We start from the raw sequence: 20,353 nt of genomic DNA on the forward strand, positions 1-20,353 counted from the left end.
CGGGTCCAACCATGTCTGCCTCCGATTGTCTTGCGACGGAAACTCCGGAAGTGCTGCTGGCCGCGCTCGAACGCGCCGACGATGGCGTCGTCATCATCGATAGCGCTCATCGCATCTCGCATTTCAACGTCGGCGCGGAGCGGATCTGGCTGCTCGCGCGCAACGAGGTGCTCGGTTGCGATGCCGAAATTCTTGCCCTCAAATGTCTTCAGGCTCCGGCTACCGAATTCCGCGACGAGATTAGCCTGCTGCGGCCCGACGGCAGTCGCATCAGGGCGTCCATCGCGCTCTCCTCGGCGACCGTTGATGGCGCGGTTCATCACATCGTGTTCGCCCGCGACGTCACCGCGGAGGCCGATCGCCGTGCACAGATCAAGCTTCTGAACGCGGTCTCCGATCAAACCAGTCGCGCGGTGATCATCACCGACGTCGAGCAGAACATCCGCTACGTCAACTCGGCGTTCACGACGCTGTTCGGCTACACCAGCGGCGAGGCGGAGGGACGCAATGCGGCCGAGCTCGTCGCCGGTCGCCATACCGATCGCACGGTCGTCGCAAAGCTGGTCAAGCGCTTGGTGCATGGCGGTCGCCGCGGCGAAGCCGAGGTGCTCGCCTACGACAAGGACGGCGGGGAGATCTGGGTCTGCGCCCGGATCGACGCCGTCCGCGACAGGAAGGGCCGGGTCAAGCACATCTTCGCGCTGCTCGAGGACATCACAGAGACCAGGCAGCTGCGCTCGCTCCAGCAGCTCATCATGAGCGCGCTGGCCGACGAGGTTCCGATCGCCGAGATCGCCGACCGGCTATGCCGCCGCGTCGAGGAGATCGCGCCCGACGTCGTCTGCTCGCTGCTTCACATCGATGCCGCGGGCCTGATCCACCCGCTGGGCGGTCCGAGCCTGCCCGACGACTATTCCCGTGCACTGGATGGGGTTGCGATCGGCCCCAACGTCGGCTCCTGCGGCACGGCTGCCTTCTATGGCGAGCCGGTCCTGGCTGAAGATCTCGACACCGATCCGCGCTGGCAGCCCTACAAGGCGATGCCGCTCGGGATTGGCCTGCGCGCATGCTGGTCGACCCCGGTCAAGGCCAAGGACGGCCGGGTCATCGCCACCTTCGCCTTCTATTATCGGGAGCCGCGCGCGCCGAGCAACTGGCACCGGCGCATCGTCGACGCCTGCGTCGACCTCGGCGCGTTCGCGATCGAGCGTAAGGAGGCGCGCGCCGAGATCGCGCGGCTCGCCTATCACGACATCCTCACCGGCCTGCCGAACCGCGCGCAGCTGCGGAACCTGATCACGACTGCGATCGATGCCTGTCCGACCGGCAGCCACGTCGCGCTGGCCTTTCTCGACGTCGATCATTTCAAGGACGTCAACGACACCCTCGGTCACGCCGCCGGCGACGAGCTTCTGGTCCAGCTCGCACAGCGTCTGCGCGAGCATATCGGTCCCGAGGACATGCTTGGTCGGCTGGGCGGCGACGAATTCGTCATCCTGCTGCCGCAACGCAACGCCGAAGGCGCCGAGCGCGCCGCCGCCGGGATCATCGATGCGCTGGCCGTGCCGTTTCGCCTCGGATCCAGGCAGATTCAGATGTCCGCGAGCGTCGGCATCAGCCTCTATCCGGACCATGCCACGGATATCGACACACTGATGCAGCAGGCTGACGCGGCGATGTACATGGCCAAGCAGGCCGGCCGCTCGACTCACCGCGTCTTCAGCGCCGAAATGAACGGCCTTACCGAGCAGCGGCTGACGCTGATCGCCGCGCTACGCCGCGCCATCGCCGAGGGCGCGCTGACGCTCAGCTACCAGCCGCAGATCCGCAGCTGCGACGGCGCGATCCACGGCGTCGAGGCTCTGGCGCGCTGGCACGACGCTGTGCTGGGCGACGTCTCACCGGCAAAGTTCATCCCGCTCGCCGAGGAATGCGGCCTGATCGAGCAGATCGGCCTTTGGTCGGTGCGCGAGGCCTGCCGGCAGATGGCGAGCTGGCGCCGCGCCGGGCTCGATATTCCGTCCGTCTCGGTCAACCTGTCGCCGATCAATTTCCGCCATGTCGCGTTGGCCGCGCGGCTCAAGGACATTCTCTCTGAGTACGACCTGCCGGTGGACGCGCTGATGCTGGAGATCACCGAGGGCGCGTTCATGCAGGACAGCGTCGCCGCGCTCGAGACCATGAACGCCATTCGCGAGCTTGGTGTCGGGCTCTCGGTGGACGATTTCGGCACCGGCTATTCAAGCCTCAGCCGGCTCGCGCATCTGCCGATCCGAGAGCTCAAGATCGACCGCAGCTTTATGCGCGACATCGAGACGGACGCAGGCGCGCTCGCCATCGCCACCGCCGTGGTCCGCGTCGGTCAGGGTCTCGGCATGACCGTCGTCGCCGAAGGCGTCGAGACCGAAGGGCAGCGCAAGACGCTGGCCGAACTCGGCTGCGACGTCGTGCAGGGCTTCCTCTACGCCCCCGCGCTCGCCCCCGTCGCATTCGAGCGTTGGCTGATCGAGCACTGCGCCGAGCAGGCGAGGGCGATGCTGGGAAGGCTCGATGTTGCGCCCACGGGACGCGGCGCCATGAAGCGGTCGGCGCAGGGTGCTGCTTTGGGCCGGTAATGTCCGGGCTCAGGCATTCGGTTGCGGGAACGTACCGGATTGCTTGCTCGGGGCGACCGAGGCCGCGGCCTGTCCAATTTCGCGGGCACCTCGCGGGTGCCAAAGATCGTATAGTATGATGTATGCAAGATGCGTTCGCTGCAAAGACGCAATCAGCTTTCCGCAATTATCCGTGCTTGATCTCGCCAGATGGCTCTGTTTGGATGGATTCAGTTCGGCAGGCGTATTTCGGATAAATCATAGTGGATGAAATCAGCGGTTTCCGTCGTTCATTGGATGCTCGTTCCCGGGAAAGCAGCGCGACCGTCCACCCCACTGGCATCGGGAATCGGCTTCTGGCGGCGTTGCCGCCGGCGGATCTCGGTCTGCTGACGCCCTACTTTCAGAAGGTCTCGTTCGAAGCCGATGCCGTCCTGGTGCGGTCGGGCGATGAGCTCGACCCGGTTTATTTTCCCCATAGCGGCGCGATCGCCTTCATGCTCGATATGCCGGACGGGCAATCGGTCGCAACCACCTTGATGGGACGGGAAGGCGCTTTGGCCTCGTTTTCCGCGCTCGGCCCGTCGCTTTCATCCGTGACCGCGATTGCTCGCGTGGCCGGCACAGCGTCGCTGATTTCCGCCGCCAAATTCAGGGCTGCCTATGCACAAAGCGCAGCCATCAGGCATGTCGTGCAGGTCCACGTCCGCGCGGTGTTATTGCAGCTCCAGCATGTAGCCGCTTGCAACGCGCTGCACCGGGTGGATCGCCGCTTGGCGCGCTGGCTCCTGCAGCTTCATGACCGCGTTCCCGATGATCCTCTTCCGGTGACGCAGGACGCCCTTGCGCAATTGCTCGGGGTGCGGCGCACGACCGTGACTCTGACGATGAACAAGCTACGCGAGGCCGGTGCCGTCCCGTCCGACCGGCGCGGGTTTATCAAGATAGATCGCGCTCGGCTTGAGATGGTCGCATGCGATTGTTATGCGCTCATGGAGCACAACATCGATCGAATGTATTGCCAGGAATTGTCGGTGTCGCAGCCTGCCCATCCGCCGTTCCGGCAAAGTGTCTTGGTCGCCTCCGACCGAGCCAGTGGTGAATCCAGAGCCGTCTCGCGGGCAGGAAATAGAGAGCAGGGCCTGGACTCGCGCTGACGGTGCTCGACTGCACGCCAGCGATTATTCGTTGACTCGATCGGCCGCACAGAACCAGGGCGCGAACTCATCGACCATGAGTCCGCGCCCCGGTACGGTCCTAGCTCACCAAGCGATCAATAGTCCCAGAACGCCGGGACCCAACGGAAGGCGTCGCCGTCGGCCGCGACCCTGCCGATGGACGGGAACGGCAGGTGCGTGGCGACCAGCATCTCGCCGGTCTCGGCCAACTGTCGCAACAGGCGGATGCGAACCCGCGCGGCTTCCTCGGGGTCGTGCTCGAAGCCATTGTACCATTCGGGTTGCTCGAACCCGACGGCGAACACGGCGTCGCCGGCGAATGTCAGCGCCTCGCCGCCGGAGGCGATGCGAACCACGCTGTGTCCGGGCGTGTGACCGCCGGTGCGACGAACCACGACGCCCGGCGCGACCTCGTGCTGCTCATCGAAAGGCCGCAGGTGACTGCCGTACTCCTTCACGAACTGCTTGGCGGCGGCCCGAAGCGCATCCGGGAATCCCGGCGGCATGGAGACGCGGGAGAAATCGGGCGCCTCCCAGAATTTGACCTCGGCGGCCGCCACGTGGATCCGCAGATCCTTGCGCAGCCGCTCCTTCACCCCGTCGACGAGCAGCCCACCGACGTGGTCCATGTGCATGTGGGTCAGCACCAGATCGGTCACGGCCGACAGATCGATGCCGGCGGCCGCCAGTCGCTTGATCAGCTGCCCGGCCCGCGGCAGGTGCAGGTCCGGATCGGACCCGAGGCCCGCGTCGATGAGGATGGTCTTGTCGCCGCTGCGGACCATGACCGCGTTCAGCGCCCAGTCGAAGGCGTCCTGCGGCAGGAACATGTCGTGCAGCCAGGTTGCCCGGTCGGCCGGGGCGGCGTTGTGCGCCAGCATGGCGGTCGGCAGCGGCAGCACACCGTCGCTGACCACCAGCACGTCGATCTCGCCGACCTTCAGCGCGTAGCGCGACGGAACGAGCTCTTCGGGCTTCGATGCGACGGGATAGGAGGTGTTGTGCAGGTTCATGTTGGTCTCCGGTTTCAGTTCTGGTTCTGGCTGGTCGTGGTTGAACGGTTCGCGCAGCCAGGGGAGCGCGGCCGTCGTTTCGTGCGTTACAGGCTGGTCACGCGTTCCGGATCGGCTGACGCGAGCGCCGCGGCACGCTCGGCGCGGGGCGGGTAGATCCAGACCGTGTTGATCTCCCGCTTGGTCTTCTTGGCGATTTCGCCGACCATCTCGACCGTGCGCTCCCAGCCGCGCGTGAACAGCGCGCCGGCTTCGCCGAGATCGAGGCAGGTGACGTAAGCCTTCTGGTGATATGGCCTGGTCGGAACGCCGAGCAGCTCGGCCGCGGCATTGTTGCCGGCAAAGGCGCCCATGCGTGTCGCGTGCTGGCACGACATCAATGCGTAATTACCGTTGTCGTCGCATGCGGCCCGCGCGGCATCGCCGGTGGCGAAGACGCCGGCGACGCCTGATACGCGCAGGTCGCGATCGACCAGCAGCCGACCGAAATTGTCGCGCTCGGCGGGGATCTGCGCCGTCAGCGGCGCGGCGCGGATGCCGGCGGCCCACACCACGGTCTCGGTCTCGATGTGCTCGCCAGTCGACAGCGTGACGCCGGATTTGTCGAGCGAGGCAACGCCGGCCCCGAGCCTCGTCTCGACGCCGAGCTTGCGCAACGCGTCCTCGATCAGCGGGCGCGGGCCTTCGCCCATGTCGGGCGCGATCGCGCTGTTGCGGTCCACGATGATGACGCGCGCCCGCGTATCATTGCCTAAGATGGCGCGCAGGCGTGCGGGCAGCTCGGTTGCCGCCTCGATGCCGGTGAAGCCGCCGCCGGCGACGACGATTGTATCGCGCCCGTTCACGGCCGGCCGCTCGGCGAGACCATGCAGATGCTTGTCGAGCGCGATGGCGTCATCGAGCGAGTCGACGCTGAAACCGTACTCGGCAAGCCCGGGAATATTGGGGCGGAACAGGCGGCTGCCGGTGGCGACCACGAGACGGTCGTAGGACAGCGTCTTTCGCGTGCCCGTTGCAGTCGCGATCTGCACCGTTCGCGCTTCGGTGTTGACGGTCTCGGCGCTGCCCCTGATGTAGTCGACGTCGATCGCCTTGAGGAGGTCGAGCAGCGGCGCCGTCAAGGTTTCCGGCTTCGGCTCGTAGAGCCGCGGACGGACCACCAGGGTCGGCTCCGGTGCGATCAGTGCGATTTCGAGGTCTTGCGGGGTAGCGCCCTGGATGTCGCGCAGGCGGGCGGAGGAGAGGGCGGCGTACATGCCGGCGAAGCCGGCGCCGATGATGAGCAGTCGCATGTGATAGACTCCTTGAGTTTGCTGGTTCGAAACGCGCGCGTCATCGCCGCCGCCCGATGCGAGCAAAGCCTGGTGCAAACGATGATGACGCGGAGAGGTGAGACGGAGAGTACCTAGCCGCTACGGCGCGGTGCAGTTCGGCAGCGAGGACAGCAGCGCCGGGCCTTCACATCCAGCGCGGCAGCTTCGCGGGCTCGCTGGCCAGCCGCGCAGGGCGACCGGCAGCGAGGGTTTGTTGGGCCAGCTCCGATCGATCAGGATCGATGGCGACGGATTGGCGCTTTGCGCTGCCTGGTGCCCGGCCTCCTCCGCTGTTGGCGAGGTCAAGCGTACGGTCAGTGAGAGCCCGTATATGAGCGCCGTCGAGACGGCCTTCCGCCGCGGTGCAATCGCAAGACGTTTCCAGTTCATCGTTCGCCTCCGTCCGCATCATTTGACGTTGTGATGTGTAGCGAACCGGATCGTCGACTGCCCCAGAGCGATTGCCGTCCCTGTCGAGAGATTGCTGCTAACGCACGCGCCTGCGCCAATCGCTTGGCGTCTCGCCCGTCAGCTTCCTGAACGCCGCGGCGAAGGCGGTCTGCGAGGCATAGCCGAGTGCCGCGGCGACCGAGACGATCGGCTCGTCGGTGTCCCGCAGCACGTTCATGGCCTGCTCGAGCCGGTGCTGGCGCAGCCAGGCGTGCGGCGACAGCCCGGTGCTTTCCTTGAAGGCGCGGCAGAAGTGAAAGCGGGACAGACCGGCATCGGAGGCCAGCGCATCGAGTGACACGTCCGCATCGCTGTCCGAGCGCAACCGTTCGATCGCGCGGAGCAGCACCTTCGGCGACAGCCCGCCCATGGTCGGCTGGAACGTGGTTGGCGAACCGGTGTGCGCGGCCAGCACGCGCGTGGCCAGAAGATCGGTCAGCTGATGCCTGAACAGCGCATCCAGGGGTCCATTGCCCTCCAGCGAATCCGCCGCGCTGAGAAGCAGACGGGACGTAATGGGGTCGGGATGCGCCGTTCGCTCCAGCAGGTGGGCCGGCCCGGTGGTCCCGGCCTCGTCCGCAACGCGCTTCAGCGTTGCGTCGGGAAGATAGAGCTGAACCACGTCGACGGGCTTCGGAATGTCCCATCGGGAGCTTGATCCTTCCGGAATGATGATCACGACCCCGGGACGAAACGTGCCGATCGCAACCGATTTTCCGGACCGCCGCTCCATCCGTTGCATCACGCCGTTATAGGCCATGATCACGTGGTGGCTCATGGGCTCGACGACGTCGTGCAAGGGATCGTGTTTCCAGTGGGCGATCCCGACACCCCGGGAGTCCAATGCGATGCGCAATGGTTCGGTCCTGAGCACGCGCGCCATTTCCAAATCGGCGGCGCGCCGCTCGGACGTTGCGCGATCGTCCTGATGTGCGCTGGATGTGGGTGGCAAGCCCTCGTGCGAGGGATTGCGCATGGGTGCGGTGCTCCCGGTCATTGCGTGGCTCCACCTGATCGCTGATTTGTCGTCCGTGTTTGTACGGACCAGGGTGCCTTCTATGCGCTGCAATGGCCCGTGGTCTTGCCTGAAACGGCTTTGCGTTGCCTGATCCTGCTCCAGGCAGGCGTGCGTTTTCACGAATGCACGATGGGGGCGGGCGATGGAGGGTCCTTGACGCTAGCCCGACGCCAACCCCGTCCTCCGCCGCAAATCCGTGATCGCGCGCAGAAAGCTGTCGGCCGGCGTGGTCTCGGGATCGATCAGCCGGTGCAGGCGAAAGCCGTCTTCCAGCGCCAGCACGACGGAGGCCATCCACGGCGGGTTCAGCGTGTCGCCTCTCGCGTTGCTGTTCAATGTCGCCTCGATGATGTCGGCAATGAGCTTGCGCCGCGCGCGCAGGCGCTTGGCAAGCTCCGGGCGGCGCTTCTCGGCGCGTGCGACGAACAGGATCATCTCCATGTGCAGCAGGGGCGAGCGGCCGAGCGGATCCTGCCGCGTGCGGTCCATCGCCTTCAGCGCGGCGATGAAATCGTCGAGATTGTCGTGCTGCGCGAGGATGTCCATGTTGCGCCGGATCGACTGCTCGACATGGTCCTCGAGCATGGCGATGATCAACTCGTCCTTGCTCTTGAAGTTGGAATAGAACGCGCCGCGGCTGAAGCCCGCCGCCGCCGCGATCGCCTCGATGCTGGCGCCGCCGATGCCGTCCTGCTCGAAGACGCGCGCTGCTGCCTCGAACAGCGCCTCGCGCGTATCGTCCCTGGTCGGCCTGGTTCTCACCCTTGACATCGCGCCAGGTTAGGGCAGAATGCAACTCGATACAACAATGTATCGAGTTGATAATTTCAGGGGATGGTTACGCCGGGCAGTGGGGCTGCGATCGGCGTATGCGTGTCATGCGGCAACCGATCTGAGGTCACCATGAACGAGCAAGTGCAAGGCGCAGGCGGCGATCCGCTGTTCAACCCTCTGTCGCCGGACTTCATCCGCGATCCCTACCCGCATTACGAGCGGCTGCGCGCGATCGATCCGATCCACGTGACGCCGTTCGGCCAGTTCGTCGCCAGCCGCCATGCCGATGTCAGCCTCGTGATGCGCGACAGGCGCTTCGGCAAGGATTTCGTCGAGCGCTCCAAGCGCCGCTACAGCCCGTCCATTATGGACGAGCCGGTGTTCCGCAGCATGAGCCACTGGATGCTGCAGGCCGATCCGCCCGATCACACCCGCCTGCGCGGTCTCGTCGTCAAAGCGTTCACCGCGCGCCGGGTCGAGGACATGCGGCCGCGGATTCAGGAGATCGTCGACCAGGCCATCGATGCCGTGATCGATCGCGGCCACATGGACTTGATCGAGGATTTTGCCTTCCGCCTGCCCGTCACCATCATCTGCGACATGCTCGGCATTCCCGAGGACCATCGCGAGGTCTTCTACAACAGCTCGCGCGACGGCGGGCGGCTGCTCGATCCCGTGCCGCTCACGCCGGAGGAGATCGCCAAGGGCAATGCTGGCAACATGATGGCGCAGATGTATTTCCAGCAGCTGTTCGAGCTGCGCCGCCGCAAGCCCGCCGACGATCTCATCACCCAGCTCGTGCAGGCCGAGGAGGACGGCAACAAGCTCACCAACGAGGAATTGACCGCCAACATCATCCTCTTGTTCGGCGCAGGCCACGAGACCACCGTCAACCTGATCGGCAACGGCCTGTTGGCGCTGCACCGCAATCCGGACCAGCTCGCGCTCCTGAAAGCGCGGCCGGAACTGATGGTGGGCGCGATCGAGGAGTTCCTGCGCTACGATTCCTCGGTGCAGATGACCGGCCGCGTCGCGCTGGAGGACATCGAGGATCTCTGCGGCAAGAGCATCCCCAAGGGCGAGACCGTGCTCTGCCTGCTCGGCTCGGCCAACCGTGATCCGGCGGTCTATCCTGACCGGCCCGACCGGCTGGACGTGACCCGCCAGAATGTGAAGCCGCTGTCGTTCGGCGGCGGCATCCATTTCTGCCTCGGTGCCCAATTGGCGCGGATCGAGGCCGAGATCGCCATCGCGACGCTGTTGCGCCGGCTGCCGGGCTTGCGGATCGACGAGGTCGAGAACCCGGAATGGCGGCCGACCTTCGTGCTGCGCGGCCTCAAGAGGTTGCCGGCGAGCTGGTAGGGACGGGGGACGCGTTAACCTCCGCGCGCAACAGTCGCTGTGACTTCGCCACACTTGCCTCTATATAAGGGGCTGTTCCGGTACGCCTGAAGCCTCTCAAGGTCAGGGTTTGGCCCGGGTGCCGGTTTGGCCGAGGGGAGACCCGTGCAGACGACGCTGCTCGGATTGGCGATTGCCTTCATCATTGCGCTTCTGGCCGCGCTGATCGGGCCCTACTTCATCGACTGGAACCAGTTCAGGCCCCAGTTCGAGGCGGAGGCCGGCAGGATCATCGGCGTACCGGTGCGGGTGGCGGGCGAGCTGGATGCGCGGCTGTTGCCGGCGCCGACGCTGCGGCTGCGCGCGGTGACCTTCGGCGGCAACAACGATCTCGGCCGGCTGCGCGCCGACAAGCTCGACGTCGAGTTCAGCTTGGGCTCGCTGATGCGCGGCGAATGGCGCGCGACCGAGCTTTCGGTCAACGGCATGGCGGTGGATCTCGGCCTCGATGCCAGGGGGCGGGTCGATCTGCCCTCCACCGCGAGCGGCACCTTCAATCTGGCCTCGCTCGCGATCGAGCGCCTGAATCTTGCCGGCCGCATCGCCCTGCATGATGCCGCCAGCCGCTCGACGCTCGAGCTGAGCGACATCGCCTTCTCCGGCGACGTCCGCTCGCTGGCCGGCTCGGTGCGGGGCGATGGCCGTTTCACCGCCGCGGGCACGCGCTACCCGTTCCGCATCTCCTCCGGCCCGAGCGCCGACGGCAGCGCCACCCGCCTCCACCTCAACATCGATCCCGGCGAGCGCGCCATCCTCGCCGATCTGGAAGGCGTGCTCGCGTTCGACAATCGCCTGCCGAAATTCGACGGCGCGCTGACCCTCGCCGTGCCCGCGGCGAAGAAGGCGGGCGAGGCCGGGCCGATGCCCTGGAAGCTGACGGCCAAGCTCAAGGCCGATCCGGCCGGCGCCAAATTCGACCAGATCGACGCGAGTTTCGGTGCGGAGGACAATGCGCTCAAGCTCGGCGGCGTCGGCGATCTCAGGTTCGGCGCCTCGCCGCTGCTGCGCGCGGTGCTGTCGGCGCGGCAGGTCGACGCCGACAAACTCGCGGCCAAGGACGATGCCGATCCGCAGCGCGTCATGTCGGCGCTACGCGCAGGACTGGCGGCGATCCCGCAGGCACCGATCCCGGCGCAGATCGAGTTCAACTCCGACCAGATCATGCTCGGCGGTCGTCCGCTCCAGAACATCACGGCCGAGCTTGCGACCGACGGAAGGTCTTGGACGTTCCAGCGGCTCGAACTGCGCGCGCCCGGCATGACGCAGCTCTCGCTCAACGGCTCTGCGCCCGGCGCCGACAGCTTCAGCGGCCGTCTCAGCGTCGAATCCTCCGATCCCGACACACTGGTGGCCTGGCTCCAGGGCCGCACCGAGGTCAATCGCCGCAGCACGCGGCCGCTGCGCCTTGCCGCCGACGTGACCATCGCCGCCAACCATTTCGCCGTCGACAGGCTGAAAGCCGAGATCGAGGGCGGCGCGGTGGAGGGCCGCATCGCCTTCGTGCAAACAGGCGCGAGCAAGGGCTCGCGGATCGATGCCGAGCTCAAGGCCGACCGTCTCGACCTCGATGCCGCCGCAAGTTTTGTGCGTGCGCTCGCGGGACCGCAAGGCGAATGGCCGGAGGAAGCAAAACTCTCGCTCGATGTCGGCCGCGCGATCTCCGCCGGCCAGGAGCTGCGGCCGTTCACGGCAAAGCTCGGCTACGGTCCGGCGGCGCTCTCGCTGGAGCAACTGCGCTTCGGCCAGGCTAGCGGCGTGACCACGGAGGCGACCGGCAGCTTCGACCGCACTCATGCCACCGGCAAGCTCGCGCTGAAATCCTCCGCCAATTCACTGCGCGAGCTCACCGCGCTGATCGAGCCGTTTGCGCCTTCGGTGCGCGCACGGTTCGACGCCATCCCGCCACTAGCAGGCGCGACGCGGCTCAAGCTCGACCTCAGCCTCGACAGGAACGCCGAGCATGCCGACCGCAGCAACGCCCGCGCCGTGTTCGATCTCGACGCGCCGCAGCTCAAGGCCACCGCGACGCTGACCGCGCAGACGCCGGTGGCTGCCATCAACGGCATCGATCTCGACAGATTGCGCGACAGCGACTTCACGCTGGAGTCAAAAATATCGACACCGCAGGCCAGTGCCTTGCTGGCGCTGGTCGGGCTCGATCGCGTGGTGGCCGCAGGCGAGGGCGCCTCGCAGTTCGAAGCCAAGGTGAACGGCGCCTGGCGCAAGCCTCTGCAGTTGAACGCAAAGCTCAGCGGCGGCGGCCTGGATGCGGATGCGCAAGGCAGCGTCGATTTGTCGGGGCCCAAATCGTCCGACCTCAAAGGCAGCGTGAATTTGCGCGTGCGCAACGCCAATCTGGCGCCGCTGTTCGGGACCAGTCCGGCCGACAAGTCGGTGCAGCGGGTCAACCTGTCCTCGCGCGTCGGCCTGTCGGGTAACCGCCTGAGCTTCGACGATCTCGACAGCAGCGCCGCCGGCTCGCATCTGCGCGGCCATCTCGCGGTGACGCTCGATCAGGAGAAGAGTGTCGAGGGCGAGATCGGCCTCGACGCGCTCGATCTGATGCCTGCGCTGGCGATGGCGATCGGCGCCGCCGGACATGATGCCGGAGAGCCGTTGAGCACGGGGCTGCTCGGTGGCTGGCGCGGCCGCATCGCCTTCCAGGCCCTGCGCGGCACCTTGCCCGGCGGCATCGAGCTGCGCCCCATCGGCGGCACGATCCGGAGCGACGGCCAGTCGCTCGCGCTCGATGCGCTCAAGGGCGGCCTCGGTGGCGGCGAGATATCGGCGAGCCTCGACGCGCGCAATGGCGCCGGTGGCCTGACGTTGAATGCGCGCGTCGAGCTCGGCAATGTCGATGCGGCGGCGCTGCGCTACCGCGACCTCGCGCTGCCGAAGGGCCGCGCCTCGGTGCAGATGGCGTTGACGAGCCAGGGCCGCAGCGTCGCGGCGCTGACTGGTGCGCTCGGCGGCAACGGCACGGTGACGCTGGATTCCGCCGAGATCAGCGGTCTCAATCCGCGCGCCTTCGAGATCGCCATTCGCGCCAGCGACGGCGGCCAGGTTGCCGACGACGTCAGGCTGCGCCAGCTGGTCGAGCCGGCGCTTGCCGCCGCCCCGATTGCCGTCGCCTCGGCGCAGATCCCGTTCACGATCCGCGACGGCCGCCTTCGCTTCGGCGCGACGGCGCTGGAGGCGAAGAACGCCCGCGCCATCGTCTCCGGCGGCTACGACATTCCGGCCGACCAGGCCGACATTCGCGCCAGCCTGACGCCGATCATGACCGGGCTCTCGGGCGCACCGCCGGAGATTCAGCTGTTCGCGGCAGGTCCGCCGGACAGGCTCAACCGGACCGTCGATGTCGCGCCGCTGTCCTCGTGGCTTGCGGTGCGCGCCATCGACCGCGAGACGCGCCGGCTCGATGCCATCGAGCGCGGCGAGCCGCCGCCGGCGACCGCGGCGCTGCCGACGCTGGTCTCGCCGGATCCGGCGCCCGAGCCGTCGCTGACCGACGTGCCGACGCCGGGCCGCGATCCCCGCCGCGCACCGCCGCCGAAGGCAAAGGCCGCGCCGACACCGAAGGCGCCGCAGGCGGCTCCCGCAGCACCGAGCCCGCCGCTTACGAGCTCGCCACTTGCAACCCCGCCACTTGTGAGCCCGCCGCTCGCAAGCCAGCAGGTCGCGCCCCTGCCGCCGCCGATCGAGGTGAGGCCGGCCCCAGGGCCGCCGCCCGCAAAGCCCAGGCCGAAGCCGCCGCTGGTGCTGACGCCACAGAATCCGTAAGCGCCGAACTCGTCATGCCCGGGCTTGTCCCGCCTGCGCGGCCGAAGCCGCTTCGGCGAGGCGAAGGCCCGGGCATCCGCGTTCTTCGTGCAGCAAGGCGTGGATGGCCGGGCATAGGCGAGCGGAAGCGACGCCGTCCTTCGGACGGCTACGCCCGGCCATGACGGCGGGGAAGCAAAGTGCCTCAACTCCGTTCGGCAAGCGTAGGCTTCTGCCTGCCGGTAAACCCGATCCCTCGCATTTGAACGAGTTCTGCTCGGCAAAACTGCTGCACCGACTTTACCGGATTCTCGCGTTTGTTCCCTAGTCTCGAGTCTCAGAGAAATTCGGTGTCCTGCCGCTACCGACAGGATGGCGCGCCAAAGAGTTACCAAGAACTGGGGTGATCGACATGAACGGGGCGAAATCGCTTCTACAGGATCTGGACGACGCCATCGCGCGCGGCACCGACGAGAGCCGGGCGAAGGCGTTGTGGCATGCGACCGACATCCTGATCACCGGCCGCTACAGCGACGACGAGATCAGCATGTTCGGCGAGGTCATCGGCCGGCTCGCCGACGAGATCGAGGTGGCCGCGCGTGCGCAGCTTTCGGATGTGATGTCGGCGTGCGATCATGCGCCGTTCAATGTCATCGAAAAGCTCGCCCTCGACGACGAGATCGCCGTCGCCGGGCCCGTGTTGCGCGACTCCACCCGCATCGATGAGAAGATGCTGGTCGAGAGCGCGATGACCAAGGGGCAGTCGCATCTGCTCGCGATCGCCCAGCGCAAGTCGATCGGCGAAGCGGTCACCGACGTGCTGGTCAAGCGCGGCGACCAGGAGGTCGTGACCTCGGTCGTCAAGAACGAGGGCGCCCGCTTCTCCGGCTCCGGCCTCCTGCACATGGTCCGGCGCGCGGAGGGCGACTCCATCCTCGCTGAGCAGCTTGGCCTGCGCAAGGACGTGCCGCGCCACGTCTTCCAGCAGCTCATCTCGAAGGCGTCGGAAGACGTCCGCCGCCGGCTCGAGACCGAGCGGCCCGAGATGATGTCGCAGATCCAGAGCTCGGTGACCGACGTGACCGGCGATCTTCAGTCCAAGTTCGGTCCGTCCTCGCGCAGCTATTTCGTCGCCAAGCGCGTGGTGACGACGCAGTACCGCCAGGGCAACCTCAACCAGGACTCGATCTCGAACTATGCGCGCCAGCACCGGTTCGACGAGGTGCAGATCGGCCTGTCGCTGTTGTCGTCGCTGCCGGTCGACGTGATCGAGCGCGCCATGATGGACCGCAACCGCGAGATTCTCCTGGTGCTGTGCAAGGCGCTCGACTTCTCGTGGGACACGACCATGTCCCTGTTGTTCCTCGGCGCCAAGGATCATCTGATCACGGCGCGCGAGCTCCAGGACAGCGAGCGCGAGTTCGGCAAGCTCAAGATCGAGACCTCGCGCAGCGTTCTGAAATTCTACCAGTCGCGCAAGACCGGTGCAGGTGCCGACACGGGCCGTCAGCCCGAGCTCCAGGTGCACTGAGGAAGAGGGAGTATTTGCCATGTTGCCTCAATTCGGCACCGCGATTCGCAAGAGCAAGAACCTCAGCGCCGACGTCGGCGGATCGGCTCCGGACAAGGCTTCGGTGGACGCTGCCTGGCTGGTGCTGGAAGCCGCCAACGATCTCGGCGATCATGCCGCGATCGAAGCCTGCCGCCGCGTCATCGACGCCGAGCTGAACGGCACGGTCGCCGGCGGCCCTGACATCGATCTGGTGCTGGGGTATTTCCGGTAAGACGCCGTCGGCCAGGCGGGCGCAGCGAAACTGATCATTGCCTGAGTTGCTCGGGATGGCGGTCGTCCGGGACCCGGCGATGGCCGCGATTGCCGTTGCAGGAACCCTCAAGAACATTTCTTGACCAGGCCATTTAGGGTTCACAGGAAACTGCGGAACCGCGACGCATCGCCAACAAAGCTGCACATTCGTGCCGTAGCTCCGCACCAACTGAAATGTTGCGTGCCGCGACGTATCGCCGGCGAGCTCAAGGCAAATGAATGTCGGAACCGCCCTCGATCCTGATCGTGGAGGACGAATATCCGCTCCAGGGCGTGCTCGAGAACGCGCTGGCGGAGGCCGGGTTTGCGTCGGACATCCTGTCGTCGGGCGAGGAGGCAATCACCGTCTTCATCGCCAGGGGGAAGCATCACAAGGCGCTCGTGACCGACGTCTGTCTCGGCGGCAGGCTGAGCGGTTGGGATGTGGCCCGCAGAATGCGAGAGAAACATCCGGACCTTCCGGTCGTGTATATGATGGCGGGTGCCGACCTGGAGTTATGGAAGTCGCAAGGCGTGCCCGACAGCGTGCTTCTCGAAAAGCCGTTTCACCCCGGACAGCTCATCGCCGCGCTCCATGAGCTCTGAACGTTCCGGACGTCGAGTTTGCGATCTGACGCGGACACGCTCGTCGCACGCAGCCGTGATCCGTGGAACCTGCGGATGCAAGTAACGACGGAAGCTCCTCTCCGTACAGCCTTCAGCGAATGCCTTTTTCGCGCTCGCGGATATGCAAGCCTGGGAGAAATCGTCACATGCAAGGGTTCAACATCGCCGAGAATGGAGGCGGTTCTTACCGTCTCTTCGCCATTCTCCGCTGGGACATGGTCATCATATTCGTGTCGTTTGGAATGCAGAAATTTACGCTGCAATCCGCACAGGGCATCGCCCAGTTCATCAGCAACAGTCCGATCATCTCCTGGCTGTCGGTGTTCGGCCTGCGGGGAGAGGCGTATTTTCTAGGTGTTGCCGAATTCGTAATTGCGGCGCTGCTCGCGGCCGGCAGCTTCAGTCCGGTCCTGTCGGCGCTGGGTTCATTCATGGGCATGGTGACCTTCGCGATCACGTGGTCGTTCTTCTTCACGACGCCGGGCGTCGTCACATGGAGCCTTTCGTCCGATCCGATGGCGTGGAACCTGACTGGCGAATTCCTGTTCAAGGACATCGTTCTGCTGTGCGTGTGCACCGTGTTATTCCTCGCGTCACTGCCGCAATGGGTCGTTCGGTTGCGTAGCGGCTGAGCGCTGCGCCTCTCACCGTCTGATGCGGCAAATCACAAGACCTTCGCCGGATCGCGGAACAGGTCTTTGTGACCTTCGCCGAACGTACGGCGCCGAGATGGCGGAAGATGCGGGATCGAGATGGAGGGCGACTGGGTCGGCGAGATGATCCTCGAGATGGCCAGCGTCGAGGCCCCGTCGTCGACCCGTTTCGTGCTACGGGACCTTCTGGCATCAAAAACGGGTCGATCTTTTCGACTCCGTATCAAATCCTGGTTCCGACCTTGCTGCGCCGAGCGCCGCAGCCAATTCGTCGATATGATACGGTTTCGGTAGAATTTGAATACCTTCCAACGCGGCGTCATGAACTGCGGCTTCGGAGTATCCGCTGGTCAGAAGGACGGGTATGTCGCTACGCCGTCTTTTGATCTCGCGTGCCAGTTCGACTCCATTCATGCCGCCGGGCATCATGATATCGGAAAAGATGACGTCGACGGCGCGGCCGTCGGCCAGCGCGCCGAGCGCGGCGGCGCCACTCGCAGCGCGTGTGACCTCGTAACCTAGGTGCCCCAGCATCTCGCTCACAAGTGCGGCAACCTCGTCATCGTCTTCGACCAGGAGAATTCGACCACGGTTGGTCTTTCTCGGCCGCACCATGTTGAGATCGATCAGGTGCCGCTCCCTGGTCGGAACGCTGAGCGATCGCGGCAAATAGAGCTCGATGCTGGTACCTCGGCCGACTTCCGACCGAATGCGGACTGTGCCCCGTGACTGCGTCGCAAATCCGTGGACCTGGGCAAGCCCCAGCCCCGAGCCTTTTCCGACCTCCTTGGTCGTGAAAAATGGTTCGAATGCGCGCGACAGGATCTCCAGCCCCATGCCGACGCCGGTATCGACGACGGACAGGCGCACATAGTCGCCTGCAATCTGCTCGTCGTTCAGATCGGGCAGGTTTTCCCCACGTACGACAATCGTGCCGCCATTGGGCATCGCGTCGCGGGCGTTGACGGCGAGGTTGAGAATCACCAGTTCGAGCTCGCCGGGATCGACCTCCACCGGCCAGAGCGTATCCGGAAAGTCGAACTCAACGTGGACGTCGCCTCTCAGGCTTCGGTCGAGCAGCTCGCGCATGCCTCCCATCTGCGAGGCAACGTCGACCGGCTCCGGCCGCAGCGTCTGGCGGCGAGAGAAAGCAAGCAGCTGTCGGGTCAGACTGGCCCCGCGTTGTGCAGCCTGGACCATGCCGTCCATCAGGCGGCGACGGCGGGCAGGGTCCGTCTGACGGTCAAGCATGTCGAGACCGCCGGAAATGACCATCAGCAGATTGTTGAAGTCATGCGCCACCCCGCCGGTCAACTGGCCGATGGCTTCGATTTTCTGTGCTTGGCGAAGCGTCTCCTCCACGCGAGTGCGCTCGTTCATCTCGAGCCGAAGCTGGTTGTTGGCCTCCTCCAGCTCTCGCGTGCGCTCGACCACCAGCTTCTCGAGCTGCTGCGCCGTCTGCTCGCGTGCCGCGAGCAGAGCCCGGATTTCATATTGACGCCGTCGGGCCCGGATCGCCGATTGCATTGCGCTGGTCAGCGTGATCGGCTGGACCGGCCGTTCCAGCAGCGAAACGTTACGGAGCAGCGCGACGATATTGCGGCGCCAGGCGACGACGGCCGGCTGATCGCGATGGCTGGTGAGAACGATAAAAGGGAGATCCGACCATGGCCGCTGACTCGCGATCCATTGAGCGAGCGGCGCCGTATCTTTCCCAAACAGTCCTTCCTCAGCCAGGAAGACCGCGCCCACGCCGTCCGTCATCTCGCTGACGAGTTCCGGCAGGCTTCGGCAGATGACGGCATCGAGGCTCGCACCGCGGAAAAGCTCGGCTGATGCCGGTCCGTCGCGACCGATCGGAGCGAAGATGAGAACACGGTTGTCGCTGTCGACACTCATCCGGCGAAGCCTTCCGGAATATCCTTGCCGGTGTAACGCGGATTGCCCGAAAAGATACCCATGAATTCCTTGAGGGGCGGGCCGACCTTGATTCCCGTGCTGCCGAGACGAAACTCGCGGATCGTATGCTCGTGATTGCCGCTGCGCTTCTTGACGACGGAAAGGGCGCGCCGCACCGTTCCGGCGGACTCGAAATAGCGCAGCATGAGTACTGCGTCGCTCAAATAGCTGATGTCGAGCGGCGTCTCCATCGGACCCACCAGCCCGTGCTGGGCGAGGATCAGGATGGTCACCACCCCCTGCTGGGCCAGAAAGGTCAGGAGTTCGTGCATCTGCAGGATGAGGAATCGTTCGTCCGGCATCGCGTTCAGGTAACCGTTGAGGCTGTCGATGATGACCACGCGGGCATCGTCGATCTCAACGCTCCTGCGCAAGGTTGCTGCAAACTCACCGGGCGACAATTCGGCCGGATCGATCTGCTGAAACCGAATAAGTCCTGACTCTAGGTGCTCCTCGAGCGGCAGGCCCAGCGTCCGGGCTCGAGCTTCCACCGTGCCGCGCCCCTCATCGAAGGCAAAAAATGCGGCGCGCTCGCCACGTTCCGCAGCCGCTATCGCATAAGTGAGCGCGAGCGACGATTTACCCACTCCGGCAGCGCCTATGAACAGGGCATTGGTGCCACGCTCGAGGCCGCCTCCCAGGAGTTGGTCTAGTTCGGCGTTGCCGCTGGACGTGAACTCACCGGGGAACGACTTGTGGTGTTCGGCCGCGACGAGGCGCGGGAAGATCCGCAAACCGCCTTGTGCGATTGTAAAATCGTGGAAGCCGCCGCGAAACCGAATGCCGCGCATCTTGATCACGCGGATCCGCCGCCGTTCTGCTCCGTAATCGATCGCAATCTGTTCGAGCATGACGACGCCGTGCGCGATCGAATGCAGTTGCAGGTCATCCTGGGACGATGAAAGATCGTCCAGGAGCACAACCGTGCAGTTGCGGTTGGTGAAGAAATGCTTCAGGGCCAGCACCTGCCGCCTGTAACGAAGCGGGTTCTGGGCAAGCAGACGCAGCTCGGACAGGCTATCGAGCACCACGCGCGCGGGATTGAGCCGTTCGACCTCCTTGAAGATCAGGCCGGTCGTTTCGTTCAGCTCCATTTCGGCGGGATGGAAAACCGTGAGCTCCCGGTCCGGATCGAGGGTCGTCTCCGGCGGGACCAGTTCAAAGATGTCGACGCCTTCCAGGGACCAGCCATGGCGCTGGGCGACCACCGTGAGCTCGCGCTTGGTTTCGGACAGGGAAATATAGAGGACGCGTTCACCGTCGCGCACACCCCTGAGAAGGAATTGCAGCGCGATGGTCGTCTTGCCGGTCCCCGGCCGGCCTTCGTAGAGATACATCCGGTTGGCGTCGAAGCCGCCGCCCAGGATGTCATCCAGGCCTTCGCTGCCGGTGGACACTCGCGGCAAATCTTCACCGTCTGGAGCAGCCGTGGACGTTCCTTTCATTGCACCCCCTCAACGCATCTCTTCGGGAGGCCCCTCTTTGTGCCAACGCTAAGGAGTAGCCGGGACCTGGACCGGACAGAGTCTGCATATGGAACTCCTGTATGGGCGTTGAGTTCCCGTGGGGCGAGTGGCGCGATTGGACCGAGACGTTCGGGTATCTCGTGTAAAAGGGGTACCGTTGCCGGACCCGCTCCCGCGGAGTGTCAGTTGAGGATACGACGAGAGCTCAAGCCGAGTCGGTTCAGAATTGGACCAAGCATCCTGATCGCGGCCCGTCTCTCAGCGTCCTTTGCGGTAGATCATGACATCCTCAACGTGACGGATCGTGCTCCGCTCGAGGACATAGTCGGATTTCTCCAGCA

General features: G+C 65.4%; 15 protein-coding genes. 8 read left to right on the top strand and 7 right to left on the bottom strand.

The annotated features are described in order from the left end of the window. The first annotated feature begins 11 nt into the window (after positions 1-11). Together QSV46_RS05805 and QSV46_RS05810 are read left to right on the top strand one after the other, a co-directional pair. Positions 12-2,615, top strand: coding sequence for an EAL domain-containing protein (locus QSV46_RS05805; protein WP_314947716.1), 2,604 nt, complete (start codon positions 12-14; stop codon positions 2,613-2,615). A gap of 272 nt (positions 2,616-2,887) precedes the next feature. Continuing rightward, the gene (locus tag QSV46_RS05810; protein WP_314947980.1) at positions 2,888-3,751 is read left to right on the top strand and encodes a Crp/Fnr family transcriptional regulator; all 864 of its coding nucleotides are present in this window, start codon (positions 2,888-2,890) and stop codon (positions 3,749-3,751) included. Between the two features lie 116 nt (positions 3,752-3,867). Here QSV46_RS05810 and QSV46_RS05815 read toward each other — a convergent pair whose 3' ends face one another. The 5 genes from QSV46_RS05815 to QSV46_RS05835 all read right to left on the bottom strand — a co-directional run bounded on the left by QSV46_RS05815 (position 3,868) and on the right by QSV46_RS05835 (position 8,337). Then, a complete protein-coding gene (locus tag QSV46_RS05815) occupies positions 3,868-4,803 on the bottom strand; it encodes an MBL fold metallo-hydrolase (protein ID WP_314947983.1) in 936 nt (311 codons plus the stop codon). A 68-nt stretch (positions 4,804-4,871) separates the two neighbouring features. Then, entirely contained in the window at positions 4,872-6,077 is a 1,206-nt protein-coding gene (locus QSV46_RS05820) for an NAD(P)/FAD-dependent oxidoreductase (RefSeq protein WP_314947718.1), read from the bottom strand. Between the two features lie 120 nt (positions 6,078-6,197). Next, a complete protein-coding gene (locus tag QSV46_RS05825) occupies positions 6,198-6,488 on the bottom strand; it encodes a hypothetical protein (RefSeq protein WP_314947720.1) in 291 nt (96 codons plus the stop codon). Between the two features lie 97 nt (positions 6,489-6,585). Then, positions 6,586-7,545, bottom strand: a complete 960-nt coding sequence (locus QSV46_RS05830) for a helix-turn-helix transcriptional regulator (protein WP_409997145.1) — start codon at positions 7,543-7,545, stop codon at positions 6,586-6,588. A 180-nt stretch (positions 7,546-7,725) separates the two neighbouring features. Continuing rightward, a complete protein-coding gene (locus tag QSV46_RS05835; RefSeq protein ID WP_314947723.1) occupies positions 7,726-8,337 on the bottom strand; it encodes a TetR/AcrR family transcriptional regulator in 612 nt (203 codons plus the stop codon). A gap of 132 nt (positions 8,338-8,469) precedes the next feature. On the opposite strand from QSV46_RS05835, the gene QSV46_RS05840 reads away from it, so the two are divergent. From QSV46_RS05840 to QSV46_RS05865, 6 genes are all read left to right on the top strand, one after another. Further along, positions 8,470-9,702, top strand: coding sequence for a cytochrome P450 (locus QSV46_RS05840; RefSeq protein ID WP_314947726.1), 1,233 nt, complete (start codon positions 8,470-8,472; stop codon positions 9,700-9,702). Positions 9,703-9,846: 144 nt separating this feature from the next. Further along, positions 9,847-13,524 (top strand): AsmA-like C-terminal region-containing protein, encoded by a 3,678-nt coding sequence (locus QSV46_RS05845; protein WP_314947729.1) that lies wholly within the window; start codon positions 9,847-9,849, stop codon positions 13,522-13,524. A 391-nt stretch (positions 13,525-13,915) separates the two neighbouring features. Next, positions 13,916-15,034, top strand: a complete 1,119-nt coding sequence (locus QSV46_RS05850; protein WP_314947731.1) for a DUF2336 domain-containing protein — start codon at positions 13,916-13,918, stop codon at positions 15,032-15,034. A 19-nt stretch (positions 15,035-15,053) separates the two neighbouring features. Further along, on the top strand, positions 15,054-15,287 hold the full coding sequence (locus tag QSV46_RS05855) for a hypothetical protein (protein WP_314947733.1): 234 nt from the start codon (positions 15,054-15,056) through the stop codon (positions 15,285-15,287). A gap of 260 nt (positions 15,288-15,547) precedes the next feature. Next, a complete protein-coding gene (locus tag QSV46_RS05860) occupies positions 15,548-15,913 on the top strand; it encodes a response regulator (protein ID WP_314947736.1) in 366 nt (121 codons plus the stop codon). A 167-nt stretch (positions 15,914-16,080) separates the two neighbouring features. Next, complete coding sequence (locus QSV46_RS05865; RefSeq protein WP_314947738.1) at positions 16,081-16,566, top strand: YkgB family protein; 486 nt, start codon at positions 16,081-16,083, stop codon at positions 16,564-16,566. A gap of 213 nt (positions 16,567-16,779) precedes the next feature. Here QSV46_RS05865 and QSV46_RS05870 read toward each other — a convergent pair whose 3' ends face one another. Together QSV46_RS05870 and QSV46_RS05875 are read right to left on the bottom strand one after the other, a co-directional pair. Next, positions 16,780-18,486, bottom strand: a complete 1,707-nt coding sequence (locus QSV46_RS05870; RefSeq protein WP_314947741.1) for a response regulator — start codon at positions 18,484-18,486, stop codon at positions 16,780-16,782. After that, positions 18,483-19,991: an ATPase domain-containing protein gene (locus QSV46_RS05875; protein WP_314947743.1), complete on the bottom strand. Its 1,509-nt coding sequence runs from the start codon at positions 19,989-19,991 to the stop codon at positions 18,483-18,485. Before QSV46_RS05875 ends, QSV46_RS05870 begins: the two co-directional genes overlap by 4 nt. Positions 19,992-20,353 lie beyond the last annotated feature (362 nt).

It is taken from the genome of Bradyrhizobium cosmicum, from assembly GCF_032290525.1.
Lineage (GTDB): Bacteria > Pseudomonadota > Alphaproteobacteria > Rhizobiales > Xanthobacteraceae > Bradyrhizobium > Bradyrhizobium cosmicum_A.